19 protein-coding genes and 1 pseudogene are annotated in these 20,087 nt (G+C 64.5%); 7 read left to right on the top strand and 13 right to left on the bottom strand.

What is annotated here, in order from left to right:
• The first annotated feature begins 158 nt into the window (after window positions 1-158).
• The 4 genes from FOM02_RS22675 to FOM02_RS22660 all read left to right on the top strand — a co-directional run bounded on the left by FOM02_RS22675 (window position 159) and on the right by FOM02_RS22660 (window position 4,875).
• A complete protein-coding gene (locus FOM02_RS22675; RefSeq protein WP_265442202.1) occupies window positions 159-677 on the top strand; it encodes a DUF308 domain-containing protein in 519 nt (172 codons plus the stop codon).
• A 141-nt stretch (window positions 678-818) separates the two neighbouring features.
• A complete protein-coding gene (locus tag FOM02_RS22670) occupies window positions 819-1,835 on the top strand; it encodes an alpha/beta fold hydrolase (protein WP_027557493.1) in 1,017 nt (338 codons plus the stop codon).
• Between the two features lie 67 nt (window positions 1,836-1,902).
• Complete coding sequence (locus FOM02_RS22665) at window positions 1,903-2,307, top strand: VOC family protein (protein ID WP_027557494.1); 405 nt, start codon at window positions 1,903-1,905, stop codon at window positions 2,305-2,307.
• A gap of 636 nt (window positions 2,308-2,943) precedes the next feature.
• The gene (locus FOM02_RS22660) at window positions 2,944-4,875 is read left to right on the top strand and encodes a peroxidase family protein (protein ID WP_265442138.1); all 1,932 of its coding nucleotides are present in this window, start codon (window positions 2,944-2,946) and stop codon (window positions 4,873-4,875) included.
• A gap of 1,009 nt (window positions 4,876-5,884) precedes the next feature.
• On the opposite strand, the gene FOM02_RS22655 is transcribed toward FOM02_RS22660, so the two are convergent.
• A complete protein-coding gene (locus FOM02_RS22655) occupies window positions 5,885-6,343 on the bottom strand; it encodes a cupin domain-containing protein (RefSeq protein WP_027557496.1) in 459 nt (152 codons plus the stop codon).
• A 374-nt stretch (window positions 6,344-6,717) separates the two neighbouring features.
• Between FOM02_RS22655 and FOM02_RS22650 the strand changes: the two genes are divergently transcribed.
• Window positions 6,718-7,938 (top strand): MFS transporter, encoded by a 1,221-nt coding sequence (locus FOM02_RS22650; RefSeq protein WP_265442137.1) that lies wholly within the window; start codon window positions 6,718-6,720, stop codon window positions 7,936-7,938.
• A gap of 22 nt (window positions 7,939-7,960) precedes the next feature.
• Here the strand turns inward: FOM02_RS22650 and FOM02_RS22645 are convergent, their stop codons facing one another.
• The gene (locus FOM02_RS22645) at window positions 7,961-8,347 is read right to left on the bottom strand and encodes an ester cyclase (protein ID WP_027557498.1); all 387 of its coding nucleotides are present in this window, start codon (window positions 8,345-8,347) and stop codon (window positions 7,961-7,963) included.
• A gap of 16 nt (window positions 8,348-8,363) precedes the next feature.
• A complete protein-coding gene (locus FOM02_RS22640) occupies window positions 8,364-9,254 on the bottom strand; it encodes a LysR family transcriptional regulator (RefSeq protein WP_027557499.1) in 891 nt (296 codons plus the stop codon).
• Window positions 9,255-9,352: 98 nt separating this feature from the next.
• Here FOM02_RS22640 and FOM02_RS22635 point away from each other — a divergent pair, with 98 nt between their 5' ends.
• Window positions 9,353-10,078 carry an SDR family oxidoreductase gene (locus tag FOM02_RS22635; protein WP_027557500.1) on the top strand — a complete coding sequence of 242 codons (726 nt, stop codon included), beginning with the start codon at window positions 9,353-9,355 and terminating at the stop codon, window positions 10,076-10,078.
• Here FOM02_RS22635 and FOM02_RS22630 read toward each other — a convergent pair.
• The 3 genes from FOM02_RS22630 to FOM02_RS22620 all read right to left on the bottom strand — a co-directional run bounded on the left by FOM02_RS22630 (window position 10,075) and on the right by FOM02_RS22620 (window position 11,883).
• Window positions 10,075-10,947, bottom strand: a complete 873-nt coding sequence (locus FOM02_RS22630) for a bifunctional helix-turn-helix transcriptional regulator/GNAT family N-acetyltransferase (protein WP_027557501.1) — start codon at window positions 10,945-10,947, stop codon at window positions 10,075-10,077. The genes FOM02_RS22635 and FOM02_RS22630 overlap by 4 nt on opposite strands.
• Window positions 10,948-10,990: 43 nt before the next feature.
• Window positions 10,991-11,404: a cupin domain-containing protein gene (locus FOM02_RS22625; RefSeq protein WP_027557502.1), complete on the bottom strand. Its 414-nt coding sequence runs from the start codon at window positions 11,402-11,404 to the stop codon at window positions 10,991-10,993.
• Window positions 11,405-11,481: 77 nt separating this feature from the next.
• A complete protein-coding gene (locus tag FOM02_RS22620) occupies window positions 11,482-11,883 on the bottom strand; it encodes an Ohr family peroxiredoxin (RefSeq protein WP_027557503.1) in 402 nt (133 codons plus the stop codon).
• 150 nt (window positions 11,884-12,033) lie between these two features.
• Between FOM02_RS22620 and FOM02_RS22615 the strand changes: the two genes are divergently transcribed.
• Window positions 12,034-12,504, top strand: coding sequence for a MarR family winged helix-turn-helix transcriptional regulator (locus tag FOM02_RS22615; protein WP_027557504.1), 471 nt, complete (start codon window positions 12,034-12,036; stop codon window positions 12,502-12,504).
• A 76-nt stretch (window positions 12,505-12,580) separates the two neighbouring features.
• Here FOM02_RS22615 and FOM02_RS22610 read toward each other — a convergent pair whose 3' ends face one another.
• The 7 genes and pseudogenes from FOM02_RS22610 to FOM02_RS22580 all read right to left on the bottom strand — a co-directional run bounded on the left by FOM02_RS22610 (window position 12,581) and on the right by FOM02_RS22580 (window position 20,046).
• Entirely contained in the window at window positions 12,581-12,730 is a 150-nt protein-coding gene (locus FOM02_RS22610; RefSeq protein ID WP_035729843.1) for a hypothetical protein, read from the bottom strand.
• 83 nt (window positions 12,731-12,813) lie between these two features.
• On the bottom strand, window positions 12,814-14,028 hold the full coding sequence (locus FOM02_RS22605) for a VWA domain-containing protein (protein ID WP_035729840.1): 1,215 nt from the start codon (window positions 14,026-14,028) through the stop codon (window positions 12,814-12,816).
• Window positions 14,025-16,249, bottom strand: a pseudogene (locus FOM02_RS22600) (DUF5682 family protein). The gene FOM02_RS22605 and the pseudogene FOM02_RS22600 overlap by 4 nt, the downstream one beginning before the upstream one ends.
• Before the next feature lie 4 nt (window positions 16,250-16,253).
• The gene (locus FOM02_RS22595; protein WP_027557506.1) at window positions 16,254-17,330 is read right to left on the bottom strand and encodes an ATP-binding protein; all 1,077 of its coding nucleotides are present in this window, start codon (window positions 17,328-17,330) and stop codon (window positions 16,254-16,256) included.
• Complete coding sequence (locus FOM02_RS22590; protein ID WP_027557507.1) at window positions 17,327-18,772, bottom strand: DUF5691 domain-containing protein; 1,446 nt, start codon at window positions 18,770-18,772, stop codon at window positions 17,327-17,329. The genes FOM02_RS22595 and FOM02_RS22590 overlap by 4 nt, the downstream gene beginning before the upstream one ends.
• On the bottom strand, window positions 18,765-19,307 hold the full coding sequence (locus tag FOM02_RS22585) for a hypothetical protein (protein WP_265442136.1): 543 nt from the start codon (window positions 19,305-19,307) through the stop codon (window positions 18,765-18,767). The genes FOM02_RS22590 and FOM02_RS22585 overlap by 8 nt, the downstream gene beginning before the upstream one ends.
• Window positions 19,297-20,046 carry an SWIM zinc finger family protein gene (locus tag FOM02_RS22580; protein WP_265442135.1) on the bottom strand — a complete coding sequence of 250 codons (750 nt, stop codon included), beginning with the start codon at window positions 20,044-20,046 and terminating at the stop codon, window positions 19,297-19,299. Before FOM02_RS22580 ends, FOM02_RS22585 begins: the two co-directional genes overlap by 11 nt.
• Window positions 20,047-20,087: the final 41 nt, after the last annotated feature.

Below are 20,087 nucleotides of genomic sequence, written 5' to 3'. Positions count from 1 at the left end.
GCGAGACGATCACAGCACCCCGAGGGCGAGCGGGGTGAGGGCGTCTTGCTGCGCACGGAAACTACCAACTAGTAGGTAAAGGAGCGACTGCAATGGTGCAACATCAACTGGATCTGGTTCGTGCCGACCGCGAGCAATGGCTGAAGCAATACTAGTTCCTGCGCGCGGCGTTCTCGATCGCCTGGGTCGTTGCCGCGTTTGCGGTCGGACCGTCGTCTGCCGCGATCGCCGGCGTCTTGCTCGTGCTCTATCCGGCATGGGACGCCGTGGCCAACTTTGTGGATGGCCTGCGCAGCGGCGGGCTCGATCAAAACCGCACGCAGATGCTGAACGTCGTGGTCAGCCTTGCGACCGCGATCGCGGTCCTCGTGGCATTGCAGATGAGCATGAACTGGGTCCTCGGCGCGTTCGGCGCCTGGGCGATCCTGTCAGGACTGCTCCAACTGGGCACGGCTGTGCGGCGCTGGAAAAGTTTTGGCGCGCAATGGGCCATGGTGCTCAGTGGCGGCCAGTCGGCGCTCGCTGGCGCGTTCTTCATCTTCCAGGCCACGACGCCGATGTCGCCATCGATCGCGACTGTCACGGGTTATGCCGCGGTCGGTGCGGTCTATTTTCTGGTCTCGGCCGTCTGGCTCACCGTCAGCGCATGGCGCGCCAGAAGGGCACAGCTGGGATGATGCGATGGCGTCGGCGGGATGATGACATCATCCCACTGTTTTTTGCCGGGCGAGTCAAATCGCGGTCTGGCAATTGCCCTGCATCGTCGCGTGGCCTAACGTTGCCGCCAACAACAAGAGCGGGAAGCGGAGGACAACTTCATGCGCACGATCGCAATCGCACTGGCGGCAACCATCACCGCGGCAACGCCGGCTGCAGCCGATTATCTCGTCAAGGAGGTCGGCAGCTTCCACATCGGCGGGCACACCGAGACGCTGAACGGACTTCCATCCAAGGAGATCGTGTTCTCGCCCGGCGCGCCGCCGATCAAGGTCGATCCGAACGGCGAGTTCGAGGTCGAGCAGATGTATGTCCAGTTCGTCAGGCTCGCGCAGCCGAAATCGAAGCTGCCGCTGCTGCTCTGGCATGGCGGCGGTCTCTCCGGCGTCACCTGGGAAACCAAGCCCGACGGCAAGCCGGGCTGGCAGCAGTTCTTCCTCAATGCCGGCTATGACGTCTACGCGTCCGATGCGGTCGAGCGCGGCCGCGCCTCCTGGGCGCGCTACCCTGAGATATTCAAGAGCGAGCCGTTCTTCCGGCCGAAGAAGGAGGCCTGGGAGCTGTTCCGGATCGGGCCGAGCTACGAGGTCGGCGGCAAGCGCGAGGCGTTCGAGGGCGAGCAATTCCCGATCGAGGCATTCGACCAGTTCGCCAAGCAGGGCATCCCGCGCTGGGCCACCAACGACGCCGCCACGCAAAAAGCCTATGACGCGCTGGTGCAGAAGGTCTGCCCGTGCATCGTCATCGTTCACAGCCAGGGCGGCAATTTCGGCTTCACCGCGGCGCTCAATGCGCCCGACAAGGTCAAGGCGCTGATCACGATCGAGCCGTCAGGCGCACCTGATCCCACCAAGGCGGATGCCGCGAAGCTCAAGGGCGTGCCACATCTGATCGTGTGGGGCGATTTCCTCGACAAGGTCCCGGTATGGTCGAAGCTGGTGGTCAACCCGACCAAATGGGGACAGGCGATCGCCGCTGCGGGCGGCAAGGTCGATACGTTCGAGTTGCCCAAGATGGGCATCAAGGGCAACACCCACATGCTGATGATGGACCGCAACTCGGACGATGTCGCGAAACTGGTCAACGACTGGATCGGGAGGCAGGGGCTGGAGAACTAGGGCGCGGGGGTCGTAACGCGAAGCTTGAGTCGCGCCCGACCCTTGTTGAATCCAGAAGGAGAGAAGCATGCTGGGAAAAGCGAAGGTGGCTACCCGTCTTCCCGCCAAGGATCTGGATCGGGCACGTGCGTTCTATTCCGAAAAACTCGGCCTCGATCCGGTTGAACAGCGCGAAGGTGGACTGCGCTACGTCTGCGCAACTGGTGAGTTTGCGATATTCATCTCGGCCGGAGTGCAATCCGGCACGCACACGCAGATGGGCTGGGAGGTGGAGGATATCGATGCAACCGTGCGCGAGCTTCGCGCGCGGGGAGTTAAGTTCGAGGAATATGATTTGCCCGGTCTGAAGACCGTCGATGGCATCGCCGAGATCGCCGGGAATTATCCCAGCAAGGGTATCGGTGAGCGAGGCGCGTGGTTCCGCGACAGCGAAGGCAATCTTCTTGGAATCGGACAGCCGGTTCGTTCCTGACGGGCGGCTGGGCCGCCGCGGGCTGGAGTTGGTCCGAGGCTGTCTGTGTTCGGTGCTCATCCGAACGTCGGCTATCCGGCGTGGAGCGGAAGCAAGCACGCAGCGATCTAGGCCGCCGATTTTGACATGCAATTGAAGCGCTTGCGGCTTTTGGTTTGATGGAAAACATCAATACTCGCTTTGGGAGATGGACAGAAGCCGGAAACCAGTTTCGCGAAGAGTTCAACAGGATAAGAGGACTAGCATCGGTCGAAAATCCCGGTGGCATCAAATTGGTTGGGCGACCAAAATCGGAAAGCTGATCGGTTATCCGCTTATGGCCCGTCAGCGAAGTTGCAACGCTCCCCATTGAGATCCGCTTTGTGAGCTTGAGCGGATTAGATTTACTCGCTCTGAGTTGTTCGCATTCTGACCCATGTGAGACATGCGATGATGGCCGCTTTTAATGCTGCGTTGAGGGCCATTGCAGACGCGCGCGTTCGGAATCGGACAACCGGATAGGTCACAAAAATTGTGGTACCGCCCAAGAATCCCCGAAAATGCTTTCACATTGTCGCTTAACAACCGCACGAGCAACACAATGAATCAAGCAGTTTATAGCGCAAGCTGGGGACTTTGCTCTCAGGGAGGGTACCCATGGCGCTCCGATTCCGTACTATCGACGGTTCAAATAACAATCTTTCCGACGCGGCCCTAAATCAGGCAAACACAGACTTTGCGCGCGTGGGGCCGGCAAATTTCGCCGACGGCTTTGGCGCCATGCAGCCTGGTCCAAACCCACGCGAAATCAGTAACATCGTGGTGGCGAACGGTCCCGACACGCATCTTGAGGTCAACGGCGTGGCGCTATCCGGGATGATGTACGCATGGGGTCAGTTTGTCGATCATGACCTCGACCTGGAAAAGAGCGGAACCAATACAGCGGATATTTCAATACCCGTGCCGGCGGGTGACAGCCTACCTCAAGGCACCGTAATTCCTTTGACGCGGGTGGCGATCGATCCGGCGACCGGAGTGCTCGGACACCCCGCAACTGCCATTAACACGGTGACCGGCTGGCTTGATGGCTCCCAAGTGTATGGTTCCGACACCGCGACTGCAGCCAGCCTTCGCACCGCGGATGGTCACATGAAGGTATCGGCCGGCGACAATCTGCCCATCGTTATGACCGCGCAGGGACCCGCCTTTGCGGCGGGGGATGTGCGGGCGCAAGAGAATCCCGATCTGACTGCTCTGCAGACTTTGTTTGTCCGTGAACACAATTACCAAGTCGATAAACTGCACCAAGAGCACCCGCACTGGAGCGGCGACCGCTTGTACGAGACCGCCAAGGCGATCACCACCGCGGAAATGGTCAACATCACATATAATGAGTTCCTGCCGCATTTGTTGGGATCGGCTGCCATTCCGGCCTATCACGGTTACGATCCGAACGTTAACGCCAGCATCACCGAGGAGTTTGAAGGTGCGGCCTATCGCTTCGGACACTCTATCGTCTCGAGCGACATCAATGGCATTAACAATCTGGGCGCGACCACCTCGGAACAATCGCTGGCGGACACCTTCTTCGAATCACCGGCGGCGTTCGCTGCCAATGGCGGTGCCGATGGATTGTTGCGACATCTTTCCAGCGATATCGCGCAACCGCTCGACACACACATCATAGAGGATCTCAGAAGCCTCCTGAGTGATCCTCCGGATGCTGTCGATCTGGCCGCTACCAACATTCAGCGCGCTCACGATCTAGGCCTCGGAACATTGAACGAAACGCGGGCGGCTTTGGGGCTTGCTCGCTACACAAGCTTCAACCAGATCACCTCGGATTCGGACACGGCTTCAGCACTGAGGCAGGCCTACGGAACGGTCGATGCCATCGATCTTTGGACAGGCGGTCTGGCAGAGGCTCACACGTCGGGAGCCGCAATCGGTCCGACCTTCGGCAAGATTATCGCTGACCAGTTCACGGCATTACGCGACGGGGACCGGCTCTATTTCGAGAACCAGGGCTTTGATCCGCAAACACTGCAGGAGATCAAATCGACCACCCTCTCGGACATCATCAAACGCGATACGACAGGCACGACCGCCATGCAGGCCGATGCGTTCATATCAACAGAGCGGCACTCCGGCGCGCTTGGCGGGGTGGATCCGACCGGGGCCGATGCAGTGAGCGGTCAGGCTCAACTCATCGTCGGATCTCCAGGTGAGGATACACTGACGGGCGGAAACCTGGACGACACATTGGTGGCAGCACCTGGCCACATGACGATGACCGGCGGTGCCGGCGCTGATACTTTTGTGTTCAACCTTGAGGACCTCGTAAACCCGGAGGACTGCTTGTTGGCACCACGTGGTCACAGGACAATGTTCAACCATGACATCACGGCGGCCCACAGCGCGGTCATCACCGACTTCGATCCTAAGGTCGATCAGCTGCAACTCCTCAACCGTGCTTTCCTGTCGCTATCTTACGACCATCACGGTGGAACCCTCCTGCAGTACGGCAACGAAACCATCGACCTGCTTGGCGTAAGGCCGGATGCGTTGCGCGGTAAAGATTGGACATAAGTTCAAATGCTGCGGGGCTCGGCGGTTCTCGTGTGGCGGATGCCCCCCATGCGAGAGCCGTCTGTCTCCGGCTAATAGTGGTCTGGTCGGATTTGGCAGCGGGCTGCCTTCCATACTGCGCGCTGCCAAAGCTTGAGTTTGCCGAACTCATTCAACGAAAATCACTCATATGGTGGTGGTTTCGAATGCCATCGCGAAAGCACTCGCCTCGGTTCGAAGGCGGCATTATCGGCCATCGAGATCGCGCTTGAGCCCTGCTACGGCCTTAGCGGCTTGATCCGGGCGCGTGCAGTGTCCATTACTTTCGAGCCCGGTAAACCCAACCCTCAGGACGGATGACGTCCGCTTGTAGCTCTCAGCTGACCTGCCGCGGGTCGGGTTGAGGACTGCTTCCGACCCTTAGCGGATACACATGGTTGCCAATGCCCTAAGCGAACGCCGCAGTTGCTGGCTCACCGAGGAAAGATCGCGTTGATGCAATTCGAGTAGGTTCGTCTTCGTGCGCCTCAGACCCGGAAACCTCGTAGTCCACAAGAGCGGCGGCCCGATCATGATGATTGAGCGGGTGTGGCCAGAACATTTATGGCTGCCCAATCGCCAGAATTACCCGTGCGATTGCATATGGGTGGAGGACCGTATTCAGAAGGCCGCCACTTTCCCGGCCTTGGAGTTGCAAGCGGTCCGCGCTGACGGTTCTTCACGAAGCTACGACGAGGAAGCTCATGACTGACGGCGAAGTCTAATGCGGCGCGCCATGATGGGGGTAGGCTTGGCCCTCGCAATGCTTGTAGGTCTCTATTTCTACGGATCGCCGCAATACAGAGCACTGAAGAAAGACTGCATCGAAACCGGCATGGACCATTCGGATGCTCCATCGGACGATGATTTGCATCGCTTGTGGATGGCTTGCCGCAAGATAGGCTTTGGCGCTCCGTTGTGAAACGAGGCAGGTGCTCTTCCTGGCGTAGCGGCCCCCCGTGGGAACCAGTCGCGTTTATAGGTACACGGCTTAGTCCGGATAGGGCGTGCCGTCCTTGTGCACGAAGCGGCCGTCGGAGTTTGCGCTCATCATGTCGATGTCGGAGCAGGTCGTGAGGTCCTCGGGCGCGCGCGAGCCGACTTCGAGATAGACCGCCACCGCATCCGAGCGGTTGATCATGTGATGGCCGTTGCCGCTGCCTTTCGGGAAGGCGGCGCAGTCGCCTGCGCGCAGCACGGTTTCGCCTTCGTCCTCGACCAGCACCACCTCGCCTTCGAGCACGTAGACGAACTCGTCCTCATGCGAATGCCAGTGCCGCTGGCTGGACCAGTTGCCCGGCGGCAGGCGCATCAGGTTGACGCCGAAATCCGACAGGCCCCCGGCATTGCCGAGCCTCTTGCGGATGCGCTCGGCGCATGGCGCGTCGAAGGGTGCCGGATAGCCCGAGCCGTTGCGGGCCGGCACGGTGGCGATGTCGATCTTTGGCATGTGAAAGGTCCGTTCAAAATCAGTGCATCGAACTCGCATGGATCGGCAACTGCGCGCCATGATCGGCGGGCGTCCAAACGTGCTGCGACTATGCTGGCGGGATGATGACATCATGCCGGTGTTTTGCCCGACGTGTCAAATTGCTTGCTGGCATCGCGATGCATAGCGATTCTTGGGCATCGCAAGCGATGGGTCTCGTAAGTCATTGATCCCGCTGCGGCCGGCTACTGTGCATGGGGTTGTTTTCGACATTTTTGATGTGCGGGGGCGAAATTCGCGCCGCCAGAGAGCCTGCCGCAAAAAATCGCGCTACTCTGTCGGCCCGCGCGGTTCCCATTCGTCTTCCACCCAGACAGATCTGACGGGAGACCAAAATGAACGCTTCCTCCTATCGCTGGGTGATCGTCGCCGCCGGCGGCTTGCTCGGCTGCGTCGCGATCGGCGGCATGTTCTCGCTGCCGGTGTTCCTGCAGCCGATCACCAAGGACACCGGCTGGTCGGTGACCGGCATCTCCAGCGCGATGACGATCGGCTTTCTGGCGATGGCCTGCACCAGCATGGCCTGGGGCACGGCGACGGACAGGTTCGGGCCGCGTCCGGTGGTGCTGACGGGATCGACGGTGCTGGCGCTGAGCCTGTTTGCCGCGAGCCATGCGACCTCGCTCGTCGTGTTCCAGTTCGTGTTCGGCCTCCTGGTCGGCGCCTCCTGCGCCGCGATCTTCGCGCCGATGATGGCGACCGTCACCGGCTGGTTCGACACGCAACGCAGCCTCGCGGTGTCGCTGGTGTCGGCCGGCATGGGCATGGCGCCGATGACGATGTCGCCCCTCGCGGCCTGGCTCGTCTCCGGCCATGACTGGCGCACCTCGATGCAGATCGTGGCGCTGGTGGTCGGCGCCATCATGATCCCGGTCTCGCTGCTGGTGCGCCGTCCGCCTGCGCTCGCGCAGGCCGCGGCGGCGCCGATGGGTGAGGGGACCGCGCAGGCGGAGATGTCGATGGCCGAGGCGCTGCGCTCGCCGCAATTCCTGATCCTGCTCGCGACCAATTTCTTCTGCTGCGCCACCCATTCCGGCCCGATCATCCACACCGTGTCCTATGCCGTGAGCTGCGGCATCCCGCTGATCGCGGCGGTGACGATCTACAGCGTCGAGGGGCTTGCCGGTATGGGCGGCCGCATCGCCTTCGGCCTAATGGGCGACCGCTTCGGCGCCAAGCGCGTGCTGGTCTCGGGGCTGCTGCTCCAGGCGTTCGGCGCGCTCGCCTATGTCTTCGCGCATCAGCTCGCGACATTCTACGCGGTCGGCGCCGTGTTCGGATTCATCTATGCCGGCACGATGCCGCTCTATGCCGTGCTCGCCCGCGAAAACTTTCCGCTTCGCATGATGGGCACCGTGATCGGCGGCACCGCGATGGCCGGAAGCCTCGGCATGGCGACCGGCCCGCTGGCCGGCGGCCTGATCTACGACGCGTTCTCCAGTTACGCCTGGCTCTACATCGCCTCCTGGGCGATGGGCCTGGGTGCGTTCCTGATGGCGATGACGTTCCGCCCCTTTGCCAAGCCGCAAGGCGAGGCGGCGCCGGCGGCGGCGTGATGGCGACCGTCGAGGCGCAGCGTCAGAGCTGCGCCTCGATCGCCGTCTTGTCGATCACCGACCAGACCTGCCGAATCTTTCCGTCGCGAAATTCGTAGAACACGTTCTCGCAAAAGGACACACGCCTGCCATTGACGGCGAGCCCGAGGAACGTCCCGACCGGCGTGCAATCGAACTTCAGCCGGGCAGCGATGCGAGGCGGATCGGAGATCAGCATCTCGATGTTGAATCGCAGATCTGGGATCTCCCGAAAATCCTGCTCAAGCATCGCGCGATAACCGGAGAGCCCGAGCGGTCGCGCGTTGTGGGCGACGTCGTCATGCACGAACTGCCCGAGCGCCGGCCAGTCCTGCCGGTTCAGGCAGCCGATGTAGGCGCGGTAGATGCCGGCGAGGTCGGCTCCGGTCATGGCACATTCCTTCGGCTCACGCGCGCCGCTGCACGTGCTCGATCAGCGCGCGCAGCTTTGGCGCAAGGTTGCGGCGGCTCGGATAATAGAGATAGAAGCCGGCGAAGAACGGGCAATAGTCTTCCAGGATCGGCACCAGCTCGCCGCGTGCGATCGCAGGGCGAAAGCTCGCCTCCATGCCGAAGGTGATGCCGGCACCGGCCACCGCCAGCTTGATCATCAGCGCCATGTCGTTGGTGGTGATCTCGGGCGCGACCGCGACGCTGAACTCCTTGCCGCCTTCCGCAAACTCCCAGCGATAGGGCACGACGTTCGGCGCCGGACGCCAGCCGATGCAGCGAAAGGATGGAAGCTCGGACGGGTGCGAGGGAACGCCGAAGCGGTCGCGGAAGGACGGCGCGCAGACCGCGAGCTGGCGTTCGTCGCCGGCGATCGGCACCGCGATCATGTCCTGCTCGATCACCTCGCCGAGGCGGACGCCGGCGTCATAGCCGGCGGCGACGATGTCGAACTCCGCATCGGTCACGGTGACGTCGAGCTGCACGTCGGGGTGGGCTGCGGTGAAGCCGGCAAGAAAAGGCCCCGATAGGAAATGCTCGGCAATCGAGGAGACCGCGAGCCGCAAGAGTCCGCGCGGCTGTCCCTGCAATGCTTCGGTGTTGCCGAGCGCGGCGCGCATGTCGGCGAGGGCAGGGGCGATTTCCGCATGCAGCCGCTCGCCGGCCTCGGTCAGGCTGACGCTGCGCGTCGTGCGCTGCACGAGCGCGATGCCGAGGGTTTGCTCCAGCCGCTGGATGGTCTGGCTCACGGCCGAACGCGTCACGCCGAGACGGTCGGCGGCAGCCCGAAAGCTCCGCTCTTTGGCAACCAGCGCGAAGACGGCGAGGGCGTTGAGGTCAGGTTCCATTGGTTAGATGAGCTTGCCGGACTGGTTAGGGATCGTCGTCTTATCACGACGGTGGCTCCGGTCCATCTTCGGCGCCATTAATCACGAGGAAGGACCACATGCCCGTCGATAAAGTCGTTCTCATCACCGGCGCCTCCAGCGGCATCGGTGCAGGCATCGCCCGCGAACTCGCCGCGGCCGGCGCAAAGGTCTTGCTGGGTGCGCGTCGCGTTGATCGTCTGAAGGATCTCGCAGCCGAGCTGAACGCTGCGGGTGGAACGGCGCTCGCGCATCCGCTCGATGTGACCGACCGCGCCAGCGTCGCCGCCTTTGCCAATGCTGCGCGCGGCGTCTGGGGGCGAGTGGACGTCATCATCAACAATGCGGGTGTGATGCCGCTGTCGCTGATGGCCTCGCTGAAGGTCGAGGAATGGGACCGGATGGTCGACGTCAACATCAAGGGCGTGCTGTACGGCATCGCGGCCGTGCTGCCTGAGATGGTGGCGCGCGGTTCGGGTCATGTGATCAACATCGCCTCGATCGGCGCGCTGAGCGTATCGCCAACCGCGGCGGTCTATTGCGCCACCAAATACGCGGTGCGGGCGATCTCGGATGGCTTGCGGCAGGAGCACGGCAACATCCGCGTCACCTGCATCCATCCCGGCGTGGTCGAAAGCGAGCTCGCCAGCACCATCACCGATCCCGCAGCCGCCGAGGCGATGAAGACCTATCGGGCCATTGCGCTCCAGCCGGGCGCGATCGCCCGCGCGGTACGCTTTGCGATCGAGCAGCCCGAAGACGTCGACGTCAACGAGATCGTGGTGCGCCCGACGCGGACGACCTAAAGCCGCTTCTCGAAGAACAGGTCCGGATAGGGATCGTCGTTGAAACGCGGGATCTCGCGCCAGCCGGTGGTGCGGTAGAGCTGGCCGGCCTCGGGCAGCGCGCTGTTGGTATCTAACCGGAGCAGCGCGATGCCGAGCTCGCACGCTGTGGCCTCGGCTGCGTCCATCAGGCGCCGGCCGAGCCGCAAACCGCGCGCAGCGGGGGCAACCCAGAGACGCTTGATCTCGGCGTAGCCATGATCGGTTCCCTTCAGGCCGACGCAGCCGATCGGCAGCGTGTCCGACATCGCGACGATGAAGCTGCCGTGCGGGCGGCGCATGTCTTTTGCGTCGGGATCGCGCGACAGCGAGACATCAAAGCCCTGCTTGAAGCGGCGGCCGAGCTCGGCATAGTACTCGCCGAGGCAGTAGCGCGCCTCCTGGCTCTGCGGATCCATCTCGTCCAGCGTGACGCGCTCCTGCGTCAGGGCTGAGGCGATCAGGTCCATCGCCGCGAGCAGCGCCTCGCGCTGCGAATGCCGGGCGAGGAAGCCCTCGGCCTGCGTGTTCGACAGCGCTTCATATGCTGCGAACTCGCGCCGGCCCGCGCGCGTCAGTGTGGCGACGCGCCGGCGTGCATCGTCCGCGTGGGCATTGGTCTCGACCAGTCCCTCGTCCTCGAGGCTGCGCAGCAGCCGGCTCATGAGCCCGGAATCGAGGCCGAGATAGTCGCGGATCTCAGCGACATCCGAACGCCCGTGCCCGATTGCGTTGAGCACGCGTGCGGCCCCGAGCGCGCGCCCGCGACCCAGGAACGAGGTGTCGAGCGCGCCGACGGCGGAGGTGACGGCACGGTTGAAGCGGCGGACGCGTGAGACGGGGTCGAGCATGATATCTGACTTTAGTCAGATATCGTTTTCCAGTCAATCGGAGTTACTTTGTCAGCGTCAGCAGCGGCTTGTCCTTCGCGACGATATAGGTCGCAAGCTCGCTCGCAGGCACCGCGCCGACGTTCTTCGCGGCATGCACCGTGCCGGCCGGGATGAACAGCACGTCGCCGGCCTTCAAGGTCACCGGCGGCTTGCCCTCGACATCGTATTCGATGGCGCCCGCCAGCACGTAGATGATCTCTTCGCCCGGATGGGTGTGCCGTCCGAACGCCACGCCGGGGGCGAGGTCGACGCGGACCTGCACAGCCTCGCGACCGGACGCGCTGAGATCGTGGCGCTGCAAATCCGTGCGCGTGACGCCGGACGGCTGCGCCGCCGCGGGCAGGGTGAGAAGATTGGCGGTGAGCACAGCCGCGCTGGCAAGGACACGCACGGCTGAGGAAAGGCGATGGCCCATGGTCGGCTCCTGATGTTGACGGGATGAATTGAACCGCGCGGGCCCGGCCGGCGCAGGCCGGGCCGCGTCGTGGTGTGTCAGACGAGTGTCGTCGTCACTTCGATGTTGCCGTGAACCGCCTTGGAGTAGGGGCAGATGCCGTGCGCGGCCTCGATCAGCTCCTGCGCAACCGTGTGGTCGACGCCGGGTACGCTGACATCGAGCCGGGCACGCAGGAAGAAGGCGCCGTTCGCATTGTTGAGGTCGATCGTGGTGTCGACCGAGGGCTCGCTCGGCAGCTTGACCTTGCGCTGGGCGGCGGCGAGCCCGAGCGCACCGAGGTAGCAGGCCGACCAGGCGGCGGCGAACAGGTTTTCGGCGGCGGGATGCGGCTGCGCCAGCTTGATGTCGAGCGACCCGTCGCTGGAGTGCGCGGTACCGTCGGCGCCGGAGGTGACGTGGGTCTTGCCGGTGAAGAGGAGCTTGGCAGCGGTCGACATGGCGGAATTCCTTTCGGGTGAATATAGATCGGATACGATCTAATCGTATGCGCGTTGAAATAGACCCCATGCCCGGACCGGTCAAGCTCTTCCGATTTAATCGGATGCGATTTATATGGGTTGCGAGATCACGAATTGCGGAGGTTCCCCATGGCCCGTACCCCCAAAGCCGCCGAAAAGCGGCGAAAACTGTCGAATTTCCTGTGCTTTGCGGTCTATTCGGCCAATCTCGCCTTCGGCCGCGCCTACAAGCCGCTGCTGGACAAGGTCGGGCTGACCTACACCCAGTACATCGCGATGGTGGCGCTGTCGGACCAGGACGAGCTGACCGTCAGCGCGCTCGGCGAGAAGCTGTTTCTGGAATCCAACACGCTGACGCCGATCCTGAAGAAGCTCGAGCAGATGGGGCTGATCAAGCGGCACCGCGATCCCGCCGACGAACGGCAGGTGCGCCTGAGCCTAACGCCGGCGGGGCGCAAGCTGATTGAGCAGGATCTCGGCGGGTCCCTGATCGAGGCGACCGGCCTCGGCGACGAGTTTCCAGTGGTGCAGCAGACGGTGAGCCGCTTGCGCGACAATCTACTGCGCGCGACGCAAGCGGACGACGCAAAGAAGCGCTAATTAACGCGCCAGGTGAGGGCGGCCCGAGGCGAATGCCGCCTCCGACGCGAGGATGAAAGACGAGCGCGTCTCCGATCTAGCAGGGCGCGCGCGGAATCATCCACGTCGCGAAGGTCTGCCAGTTGCCGTCTTCGCGCCGGCGTTGATAGGCGACGAAGTCGGCGTCTTCGCCATGCATGAGCTCATAGCGATGGGTCTTGGCGGATGCCGTGCTGGATTTGGTCATGGAAAGTCTCCATCTGGAATGGACTTTCCATTGAGCTAGTTGCGGTGCAGCATGGCGCCAGTGGGAGGATGAGGATCATCCCATCACGTTCTGGAGAGGCTTTGCGTCGTCTTCACATCGCTTACGGGCCGGATCAGCTTGATATCCCGGTCGGCGGCCCAGCCGGCGATGTCCTCGCGCTTCAGCGCTGTCGCCATCAGATCTGGAAACTGATCCGGCGTGCAGGCAAAGACGGGAATGCCGAGGCTGGCGACCCTCGCAGACAATACGGGGTCGTAGGAGGGGCGGCCGGTGTCGGTCAGGGCCAGAAGCACGATCACGTTGATCCCGCGCGTTGCAAGCCGGGCCAGCCGGTCAACCAGCGCATCCGCATTGCCGCCTTCATAGAGATCAGTGATCAGGATCAGATGCGCCTTGGACGGCCGCTCGATGCGCTCCTCGCAGTAGGCGACCGCGCTGTTGATGTCGGTGCCGCCGCCGAGCTGGACGCCGAACAGCACTTCGACGGGATCGGCGAGCTCTTCCGTCAGGTCCACGATCGCGGTGTCGAAGCAGACGAGCTTGGTCGCGACCACCGGCAGCGAGGCCATGACCGCCGCGAAGATCGAAGCATAGACGACGGAGGTTGCCATCGATCCCGACTGGTCGACGCACAGGATCACCTCGTCGAGATCGACGATGCGGCGTTGCTGGCGCAGGAATCCGATCAGCCGTTCCGGTACCACGGTGCGATGCTCTGGCTGGTAATGGCGCAGATTGGCCTTGATGGTGCGCGGCCAGTCGATGTCGGCGAAGCGCGGGCGACTGGTGCGCAGCGAACGGTTCAGCGCGCCGCGGATCGCGTCAGCTGTGCGCCGCTCGAGCCGCTCCATCAGCTCGGCCACCACCTTTGCGATCACAATTCGTGCGGTGTCCTTGGTCTTCTCCGGCATCACGCCGCGCAGCGCGACGAGGTCGGCGATCAGGTTCACGTCCGCTTCGACGGTTGCGAGAAATTCGGGCTCGAGCAGCATCTGGCGCAGTCCTTTGCGCTCGAAGGCGTCTTTCTGGATCACCTGCACCACGGGGGCAGGGAAGAACTCCCTGATATCGCCGAGCCACTTGGCAACGCGCGGTGCCGAGCCACCGAGACCGCCGCGGCCTTTCTTCGGCGCGTCGTCGCCGTTGCCGTAGAGCGCGGTCAGGGCCTCCGACATGCGGCGATCGCTGTCTGACAGCGTGATCGTGTTTCCCGCGTCGTCGACATCGACGCCGAGAGCCAGCGTCCAGCGGCGGTTGCGCTCGTCTGTCTGGCTCATCGTGGAGCTCCGGAGTTGAGCAGTGCAATCACGCGGGCCGCGTGCTGCAGCCAGATGGCTGCCGCATCCGGGATGAGCCGATATCCCTTCGCGCCACCAGCGCTCCGCGCAAACAAGGCATCCATCAAGCGCCTGCGCTCGTTGCGGTCCAGTGCCGAGAAGACTCGGCGGAACAGCGGCAGGCTGCCGGTAAAGGCTTCATCGTCGAGTGACAGCAGCCAGCCGTCCACCGCGCCGCGCAACGCCGCGTCGTGGATCAGCCGCTGACCTGCGCCCTCGAAGAAGCCTTCGAAGAAACCCGCGGCCTCGGGAACCGGCGTGCCGGGCGACAGCATTCGCGCGAGCAGGTCGGCGGTGTGATCGGCGGCCAGCAACTCGGCTTCATAGAGCAACCGCGCGGCGGTACCGGCAATCAGCCGGGTGGTCTGGTCATCGTGCAGAACGGCCGTCAACGCCTCGCGCCATTTGCCGACGATGTCAGCTTCGAGCTGGGCCAGTTGAATCGCGGCATCGGCTGCGAGGATGGCACCGCGCAGCTTGCTTGCTGCCGGAACATCCAGGTTGCGTGCGGCGTAGGGCAAAGCGAGCGCCGCCTGCACCACGATCCGCGGCATCAGGGCCGTCAGATGCTCGACGGTGCCGGCGCGCGCCTCGCCGTAGCGCAGGATGTCGGCCATCGGCGGCAGTGCGCCGAGCAGCGACTGGCCGTCGCTGGTGAGGGCTGCCTTGGTCTCCAGGGCAGCGATGCCGGACTCGGTGGCGCGCGGCAGATCGGCGATCATGGCGTTGCGCACAAGGCTCGCGAGGGCGCCGAGGTCCGCCTCCTTGCCCATCGCCTCGATCAGGCGGCCGGCGGCCGCTTCCGCGATGGTGGAGCCGTAGAGCAGGTTCTCGACCAGCCGCACCGCGAATTCGGGCTCCCAGCGCAATTGCCAGTTCTCGCGGAACGTGCCCCGGCTGCGGCCAGCGTCCGTCAATCGTCCCCATGGCACATCGAGCGCGCCCAGACGGTGCAGCAGCGTTGAACGCATCAGCCCGCTTTCGCTGCGCAGATCGAGCGTCAGCGGCCGCTCGAGCGCTTCCGGCTTCAGCCGCGTTGCCTTTTGCTGGCGCTGGAGATCGTCCAGGAGCGGCGCCAGCGGTGTCGCCGACGGGATCGATCCGACACCCGCGCCGACCAGGAGCTCGGCCGCGACGTCGTTCCACATGGCGCGCTCGCCGTTGCACAGGCAGGCGATCGCTGCCTCGCGCAGCTCCTCGAATCCGGGCGAGGGCCGCTCGCGTAGTGCCGCGAGCGCGACGCCAAGACGCTGCGCCTCGATCACCGAAGCAGTCGAGACGAATGACCGCGCTCGCGTAGCACGCGCGTTACCTTGGCGAGCCAAAGGGAGGCCCGGTCGCCGTCGCGGGTATCCCAGAGATGCGCGCACCAGCCGGGCGCGACCACGCCCGCGCCATAGCCGCTCGCGCGCGACAGGCGCGGGGCCGTCCACGGCGCCCAGGTCGCCTTGATCTTCGTCTTCGGCCGGGCCTTGAGCACTTCGCGGTCGGCCGCAAGGCTGCGACGCTCGGCCAGCGCCGGCACGTGCCAGGCGCCGCAGACGACCGCGATAGCACCACCGTACTCCTTCGTTGCCTTGGCGATCTCGATCCGCATATGGGCTTCGCGCGCGGCCTCTCGGGCGGTGAGCAGTTTTGCCTCGGCGCGCAATGCCGTCATCGCATCCGCAACGGCGGTGAACACGGGCCCCGATGCGGGATTTTCCTCGATGACATCGGACCACCAGGACTCGCCGTCGTCATAGCCGGCGGCGGTCGCGAGTGCCCCGATCGGGTCATAGCTGATGGGATCGTCATCGGCCTTCGTCGCGGTCTCCTCCGCGATCTCGCTTGCCGCGACGCCCAGCCGGTCGGATGCCGGCAGGTCGATGAACCGCAGTGCTGCGCGGTGACGCACCGCCCAGCGCGTGGCCTGATATTCCGGCGAATACTCCGCAAAGGGAAAGAAGCTCGCATTTGCCGGATTGTCTTCGGCATAGGTCAGTAGCGCCACCGGCGTCACCATATCAGGGTCGGCAAGCATGGGCAGCAGCTCGGAAGCATCCGACGGCCCTTCGATCAGCACCGCGATCGGCTTCAGCGCATCGAGCGCTTCCACCAGCCGCCGGGCCGATCCGGGCCCATGGTGCCGGATGCCGAACAGGTGAACATCGCCGGCCATGGTGTCAGATCAGATCGGTCAGCGAGGCGTAATAGCCTTCAAAGCCGCGCTTCTTCTTCAGCACGGTCTCGAGATATTCGCCGAGCACGGCCGTATCCTGTACAGGATCCCTGACCACCGCGCCGATCATGTTGCTGGCCAGCGTTTCCGGCGTCAGCTTGCCGTCGTTGAAGAAGGTCGCCTGGCTGATGCCACCAACCATGACCGCGATCGCCTCGGCTGTCGACAGGCCGCCGGACGGAGATTTCAGCGCGACCTTGCCGTCCTCGGTCGAGCCCGAACGCAGCTCGCGGAAGATCGCGACCACTCGCGCGACTTCTTCGGCGACGTTCTTCGGTGCCGGCAGATCGAGGTTCTGCGCCATCTCACTGACGCGCTTGACGACGATCGACACTTCTTCCGCAGCGCTGTCGGGCAGCGGCAGCACGACGACGTTGAAGCGGCGCTTGAGCGCGGAGGACAGCTCGTTGACGCCCTTGTCGCGGTTGTTGGCGGTTGCGATGATGTTGAAGCCGCGCCGCGCATAGACGGCGGTGTTGAGCTCCGGGATCGGCATCATCTTCTCGGACAGCACGGTGATCAGCGTATCCTGCACGTCGCTGCCCATCCGCGTCAGCTCCTCGAACCGGCAGAGCTTGCCGCCTTCCATCGCGCGCATCAGCGGAGTCGGCACCAGCGCGTCGCGGCTCGGCCCGTGAGCGAGCAACTGGGCGTAATTCCAGCCATAGCGGATCTGGTTCTCGTCGGTCCCGGCGGTGCACTGGATCACGAGCGTGGAGTCGCCGGTGATGCCGGCGGCAAGATGCTCGGAGACCCACGACTTGGCCGTGCCGGGTACGCCGAGCAGCAGCAGCGCGCGGTCGGTTGCCAGCGTCGCGACGGCGGTCTCGATCAGCCGCTTGTCGCCGACATATTTGGGCGTGATCGCCGTGCCGTCGGCTGCCTTGCCGCCCATCAGATAGGTCACGACCTGGCGCGGCGACAGGGCCCAGCCCGGCGGACGATGGCCGTCGCCGGCCGCGAGCGCCGTCAGCTCGGCCGCAAAGCTTTCCTCGGCGGGCAACCGTAGTTTCTCGCTCATGGGTTTTCTCCATCATCGTCCAAAGCGGCGTTGAGCCGCAGCGTGTCGAGGCGCGGGTCGCCCTGCAGCAGGCCTGCGCCGGTCAGGCGCTGCAGGGTCTGCTGCGCCGCCGTGCGCGAGGCCAGCAACCCCAGCGCATGAAGTTCCGCAACATGATCGGATGGCTTTGCATCATCGCGCTGAAGCTCGGCCAGCAGCTTGGCGCCGGCAGGCGCCGACAGCGGATCGTCGAGGCGCGCGGCAGCGCCGGCGATCACCTGCGCCATCTCGAAGCCGATGCCGTGTGTGCGCAAACCCGCTGCCGCAAATCCTGCCCGCTCGGCGGGCGCAAGTCGGGGTGCGAGCGCCACGATGAGACCGGTTGCATCGTGTTGGCTGACGATTCCGGCTGCCTGCGCGAGCTGTGCATCGGTACCGGTCTCCAAAATCAACTTGATCAGCCCCGCGTCGGCTGCCGGGTCCACGTTCCAGTCCCACGCGGCGATCAGATCCTGCGGACTGAGACCGAGCGTGCCCGAGAATGACATCAGATCGGTGCCGTCGAGCAGGGCTTTCCGCCGCTGCCACTGCGCCGGTGTCTTCGGAGTTTCGATGTGGACCACGCGGGAGCGGCGCAGCAGCCCCTTCATCTTCACCGAGAAGAAGCCGGCGAGCTCCGCAATATCCTCGCCTGCTGCAGGACCATGGCCGAGACGTGCAAGCATGGATGTTGCAAGCGCCTTGATCTTCGGCGCGCGATCGTTGGCCGCGAGCTCCTCGAGAAAGGCAGCGTCGTCGCCGGACAATCGCTCCGACAGCAGCGCCAACAGGCGCAGCCGCACATCGGCATTCGCGCCGCCGAGTTTTGCTTCGAGCAGCACCCGTGCCACAGATGGATCGCGCCGCCTGAGCCCGATCAATGCGGCCTTGCGCGCGGCCGGCCAGAAGTCTTCCCAATTCTCCGCGGTGAGCTGGTCGCCGGTCTGTCGCCGCGTCGTCGCACCCGCTGCGGTGGATGCGGCCCAATCGCGCCAGGCGGCATAGACGTCGGGCGCATCATCGTCGTTCGCGTCCGGCATCCAGTCGGCAGGATGCGTCGTCCAGCCGCGCGCGGCGAGGAAATGGACGGTTTCGGTTCTGGAAGCCGCATCCTTGCTCGCCGCAAGGATCCGGCGCACCAGCGGCCGCAATGTCTCTGGCACAGTCGGCAGCGCGAGCGCGGGAATGTCGGGCAATACGCGCAGCGCCGACGACGGCTCGGTCGTCACGGTCGCACCGAGGAACTGCCCCGACAAAGCGAGCAGTCGCAGCTCGGCCTCGACGGGATCGTCGCCAAGCTCGGCGTTCCAGAACGACGCGGCGGATGCGGCGGCCGAGCCCATGGTCCAGCGCGTCACGACCGCGCCCATGGCCTCGAAGATCGCTTCGGCTGTGATCGCTTCAGCTCTGATCGCTTCAGTCATGGCCGGCGATCCTGCCCCAGGGGGTCTGCGCGGCGAGGATCGTGAGGCGATTGCCCGACCAGATCGCAGCTGTGCGCGTCAGCTCTGTGCCGGCCAGCAAACCCGCCGCGCTGCCGGTGATAGGCAAGGTGTCGGTGCCGTCCGCAGAGCGCCACCATGCGTGCCCAGCATCATCGCGCGCGATCCGTCCCTGCGGCAGCAGCAGCGGAACATCGATTGTCCAGGGCTCTGCCAGCAGAGGGCGCGTCAATGCGTGGGAGAGCGTCTCATCCGGCGCGGGCCATTCGTGCGTGAGGGTCTCCTCCGCAGCGTCGCGCCGCACCAGCAGGGCGCGCAGCGGCTGCTGCGACGGATAGAAGACGAGTTCCGCCTGGAAGCGTTCGCCGGGCGTAAACACCGAGCCGCGCCGTCCGGCACTCGCCGGGAAGAAGTCGAGCAGCATCGCAAATCGTGGCCCGGCCGCGCCGAGATTGAGCAGCCATGTGGTTTGCGAGACCAGGCCGTCGCGCCGCGTCTGCACTTGCTCAGCCAGCACTTCCCAGTTGTCCGTTCACGTGCGGCGCTTGCGGGATCGGTCCTACGCACCGTCTGCGTGCGCCTGCGGCAAGCGCAAGCAGGCGCGCCGGCAATTCGTCGATCCGTCCGGCCAGCACCGCGGCCTTGCCGTCGACCAGCCGCGCGGCGATGCGCCGGCATCGCGCGGTCGCATCGTCGATGAAGCCGGACAAGCCCAGGCGGAGTTGATCGCCGATCCATTGCTCGAGTGCGTCAAGCGCATCGAGGATGGCGCGCTCGGTCTCCTCGTTGCGTTTGGCTGCCTGTGCCTCGCGCCGTGCTGCATCCTTCGGGTCTTCGGCGGCTTCAGGTTCGGCAGTGCGCGCGGCGCGCAAATCCTTCTCGCCGGCCGGAGCGGCGGCGCCTGCCGGTTTGGCGGCGGATGTGCCGCGCCGGCGGCCCAGCCAGTCGCTGACCCAGGCCGGCGTCTCGGCGGGCGCAAACGGCACGATCGATTCCGCGTTCAGCCACAACAGGCCGAGCACATGCTTGCAGGGGAATTTGCGCGACGGGCAGGTGCACTTGTTGCCGAGGTCGCGGAGATCGGCCATCACCCGGTACGGGTTGGCGCCGGAGCCTGCGCATTCACCCCAGATCAGCGCGCCATCCTGGCTTCCGCCGACGCCGGACCATTTGGCAGGCTTGGCGAGTCCGGCGGCCGCCTTGAGCGAAGATTGATCGGTAGCGAGTTGCTCGACCGCCTTCAGATCAATCGCCACGCCGGCTTCCTAATTCGAATCCACGATGGTCAGTATATCGG

The organism is Bradyrhizobium sp. SEMIA (assembly GCF_014844175.1).
GTDB lineage: Bacteria > Pseudomonadota > Alphaproteobacteria > Rhizobiales > Xanthobacteraceae > Bradyrhizobium > Bradyrhizobium arachidis.
This window is presented reverse-complemented; position numbering and strand designations above follow the sequence as displayed.

Excerpts from the sequence above, each read along its gene's own strand:
- FOM02_RS22670 (WP_027557493.1), top strand. The coding sequence starts at position 819 with ATGCGCACGATCGCAATCGCACTGGCGGCAACCATCACCGCGGCAACG.
- FOM02_RS22665 (WP_027557494.1), top strand. The coding sequence starts at position 1,903 with ATGCTGGGAAAAGCGAAGGTGGCTACCCGTCTTCCCGCCAAGGATCTG.
- FOM02_RS22660 (WP_265442138.1), top strand. The coding sequence starts at position 2,944 with ATGGCGCTCCGATTCCGTACTATCGACGGTTCAAATAACAATCTTTCC.
- FOM02_RS22655 (WP_027557496.1), bottom strand. The coding sequence starts at position 6,343 with ATGCCAAAGATCGACATCGCCACCGTGCCGGCCCGCAACGGCTCGGGC.
- FOM02_RS22650 (WP_265442137.1), top strand. The coding sequence starts at position 6,718 with ATGAACGCTTCCTCCTATCGCTGGGTGATCGTCGCCGCCGGCGGCTTG.
- FOM02_RS22645 (WP_027557498.1), bottom strand. The coding sequence starts at position 8,347 with ATGACCGGAGCCGACCTCGCCGGCATCTACCGCGCCTACATCGGCTGC.
- FOM02_RS22640 (WP_027557499.1), bottom strand. The coding sequence starts at position 9,254 with ATGGAACCTGACCTCAACGCCCTCGCCGTCTTCGCGCTGGTTGCCAAA.
- FOM02_RS22635 (WP_027557500.1), top strand. The coding sequence starts at position 9,353 with ATGCCCGTCGATAAAGTCGTTCTCATCACCGGCGCCTCCAGCGGCATC.
- FOM02_RS22630 (WP_027557501.1), bottom strand. The coding sequence starts at position 10,947 with ATGCTCGACCCCGTCTCACGCGTCCGCCGCTTCAACCGTGCCGTCACC.
- FOM02_RS22625 (WP_027557502.1), bottom strand. The coding sequence starts at position 11,404 with ATGGGCCATCGCCTTTCCTCAGCCGTGCGTGTCCTTGCCAGCGCGGCT.
- FOM02_RS22620 (WP_027557503.1), bottom strand. The coding sequence starts at position 11,883 with ATGTCGACCGCTGCCAAGCTCCTCTTCACCGGCAAGACCCACGTCACC.
- FOM02_RS22615 (WP_027557504.1), top strand. The coding sequence starts at position 12,034 with ATGGCCCGTACCCCCAAAGCCGCCGAAAAGCGGCGAAAACTGTCGAAT.
- FOM02_RS22610 (WP_035729843.1), bottom strand. The coding sequence starts at position 12,730 with ATGACCAAATCCAGCACGGCATCCGCCAAGACCCATCGCTATGAGCTC.
- FOM02_RS22605 (WP_035729840.1), bottom strand. The coding sequence starts at position 14,028 with ATGAGCCAGACAGACGAGCGCAACCGCCGCTGGACGCTGGCTCTCGGC.
- FOM02_RS22595 (WP_027557506.1), bottom strand. The coding sequence starts at position 17,330 with ATGAGCGAGAAACTACGGTTGCCCGCCGAGGAAAGCTTTGCGGCCGAG.
- FOM02_RS22590 (WP_027557507.1), bottom strand. The coding sequence starts at position 18,772 with ATGACTGAAGCGATCAGAGCTGAAGCGATCACAGCCGAAGCGATCTTC.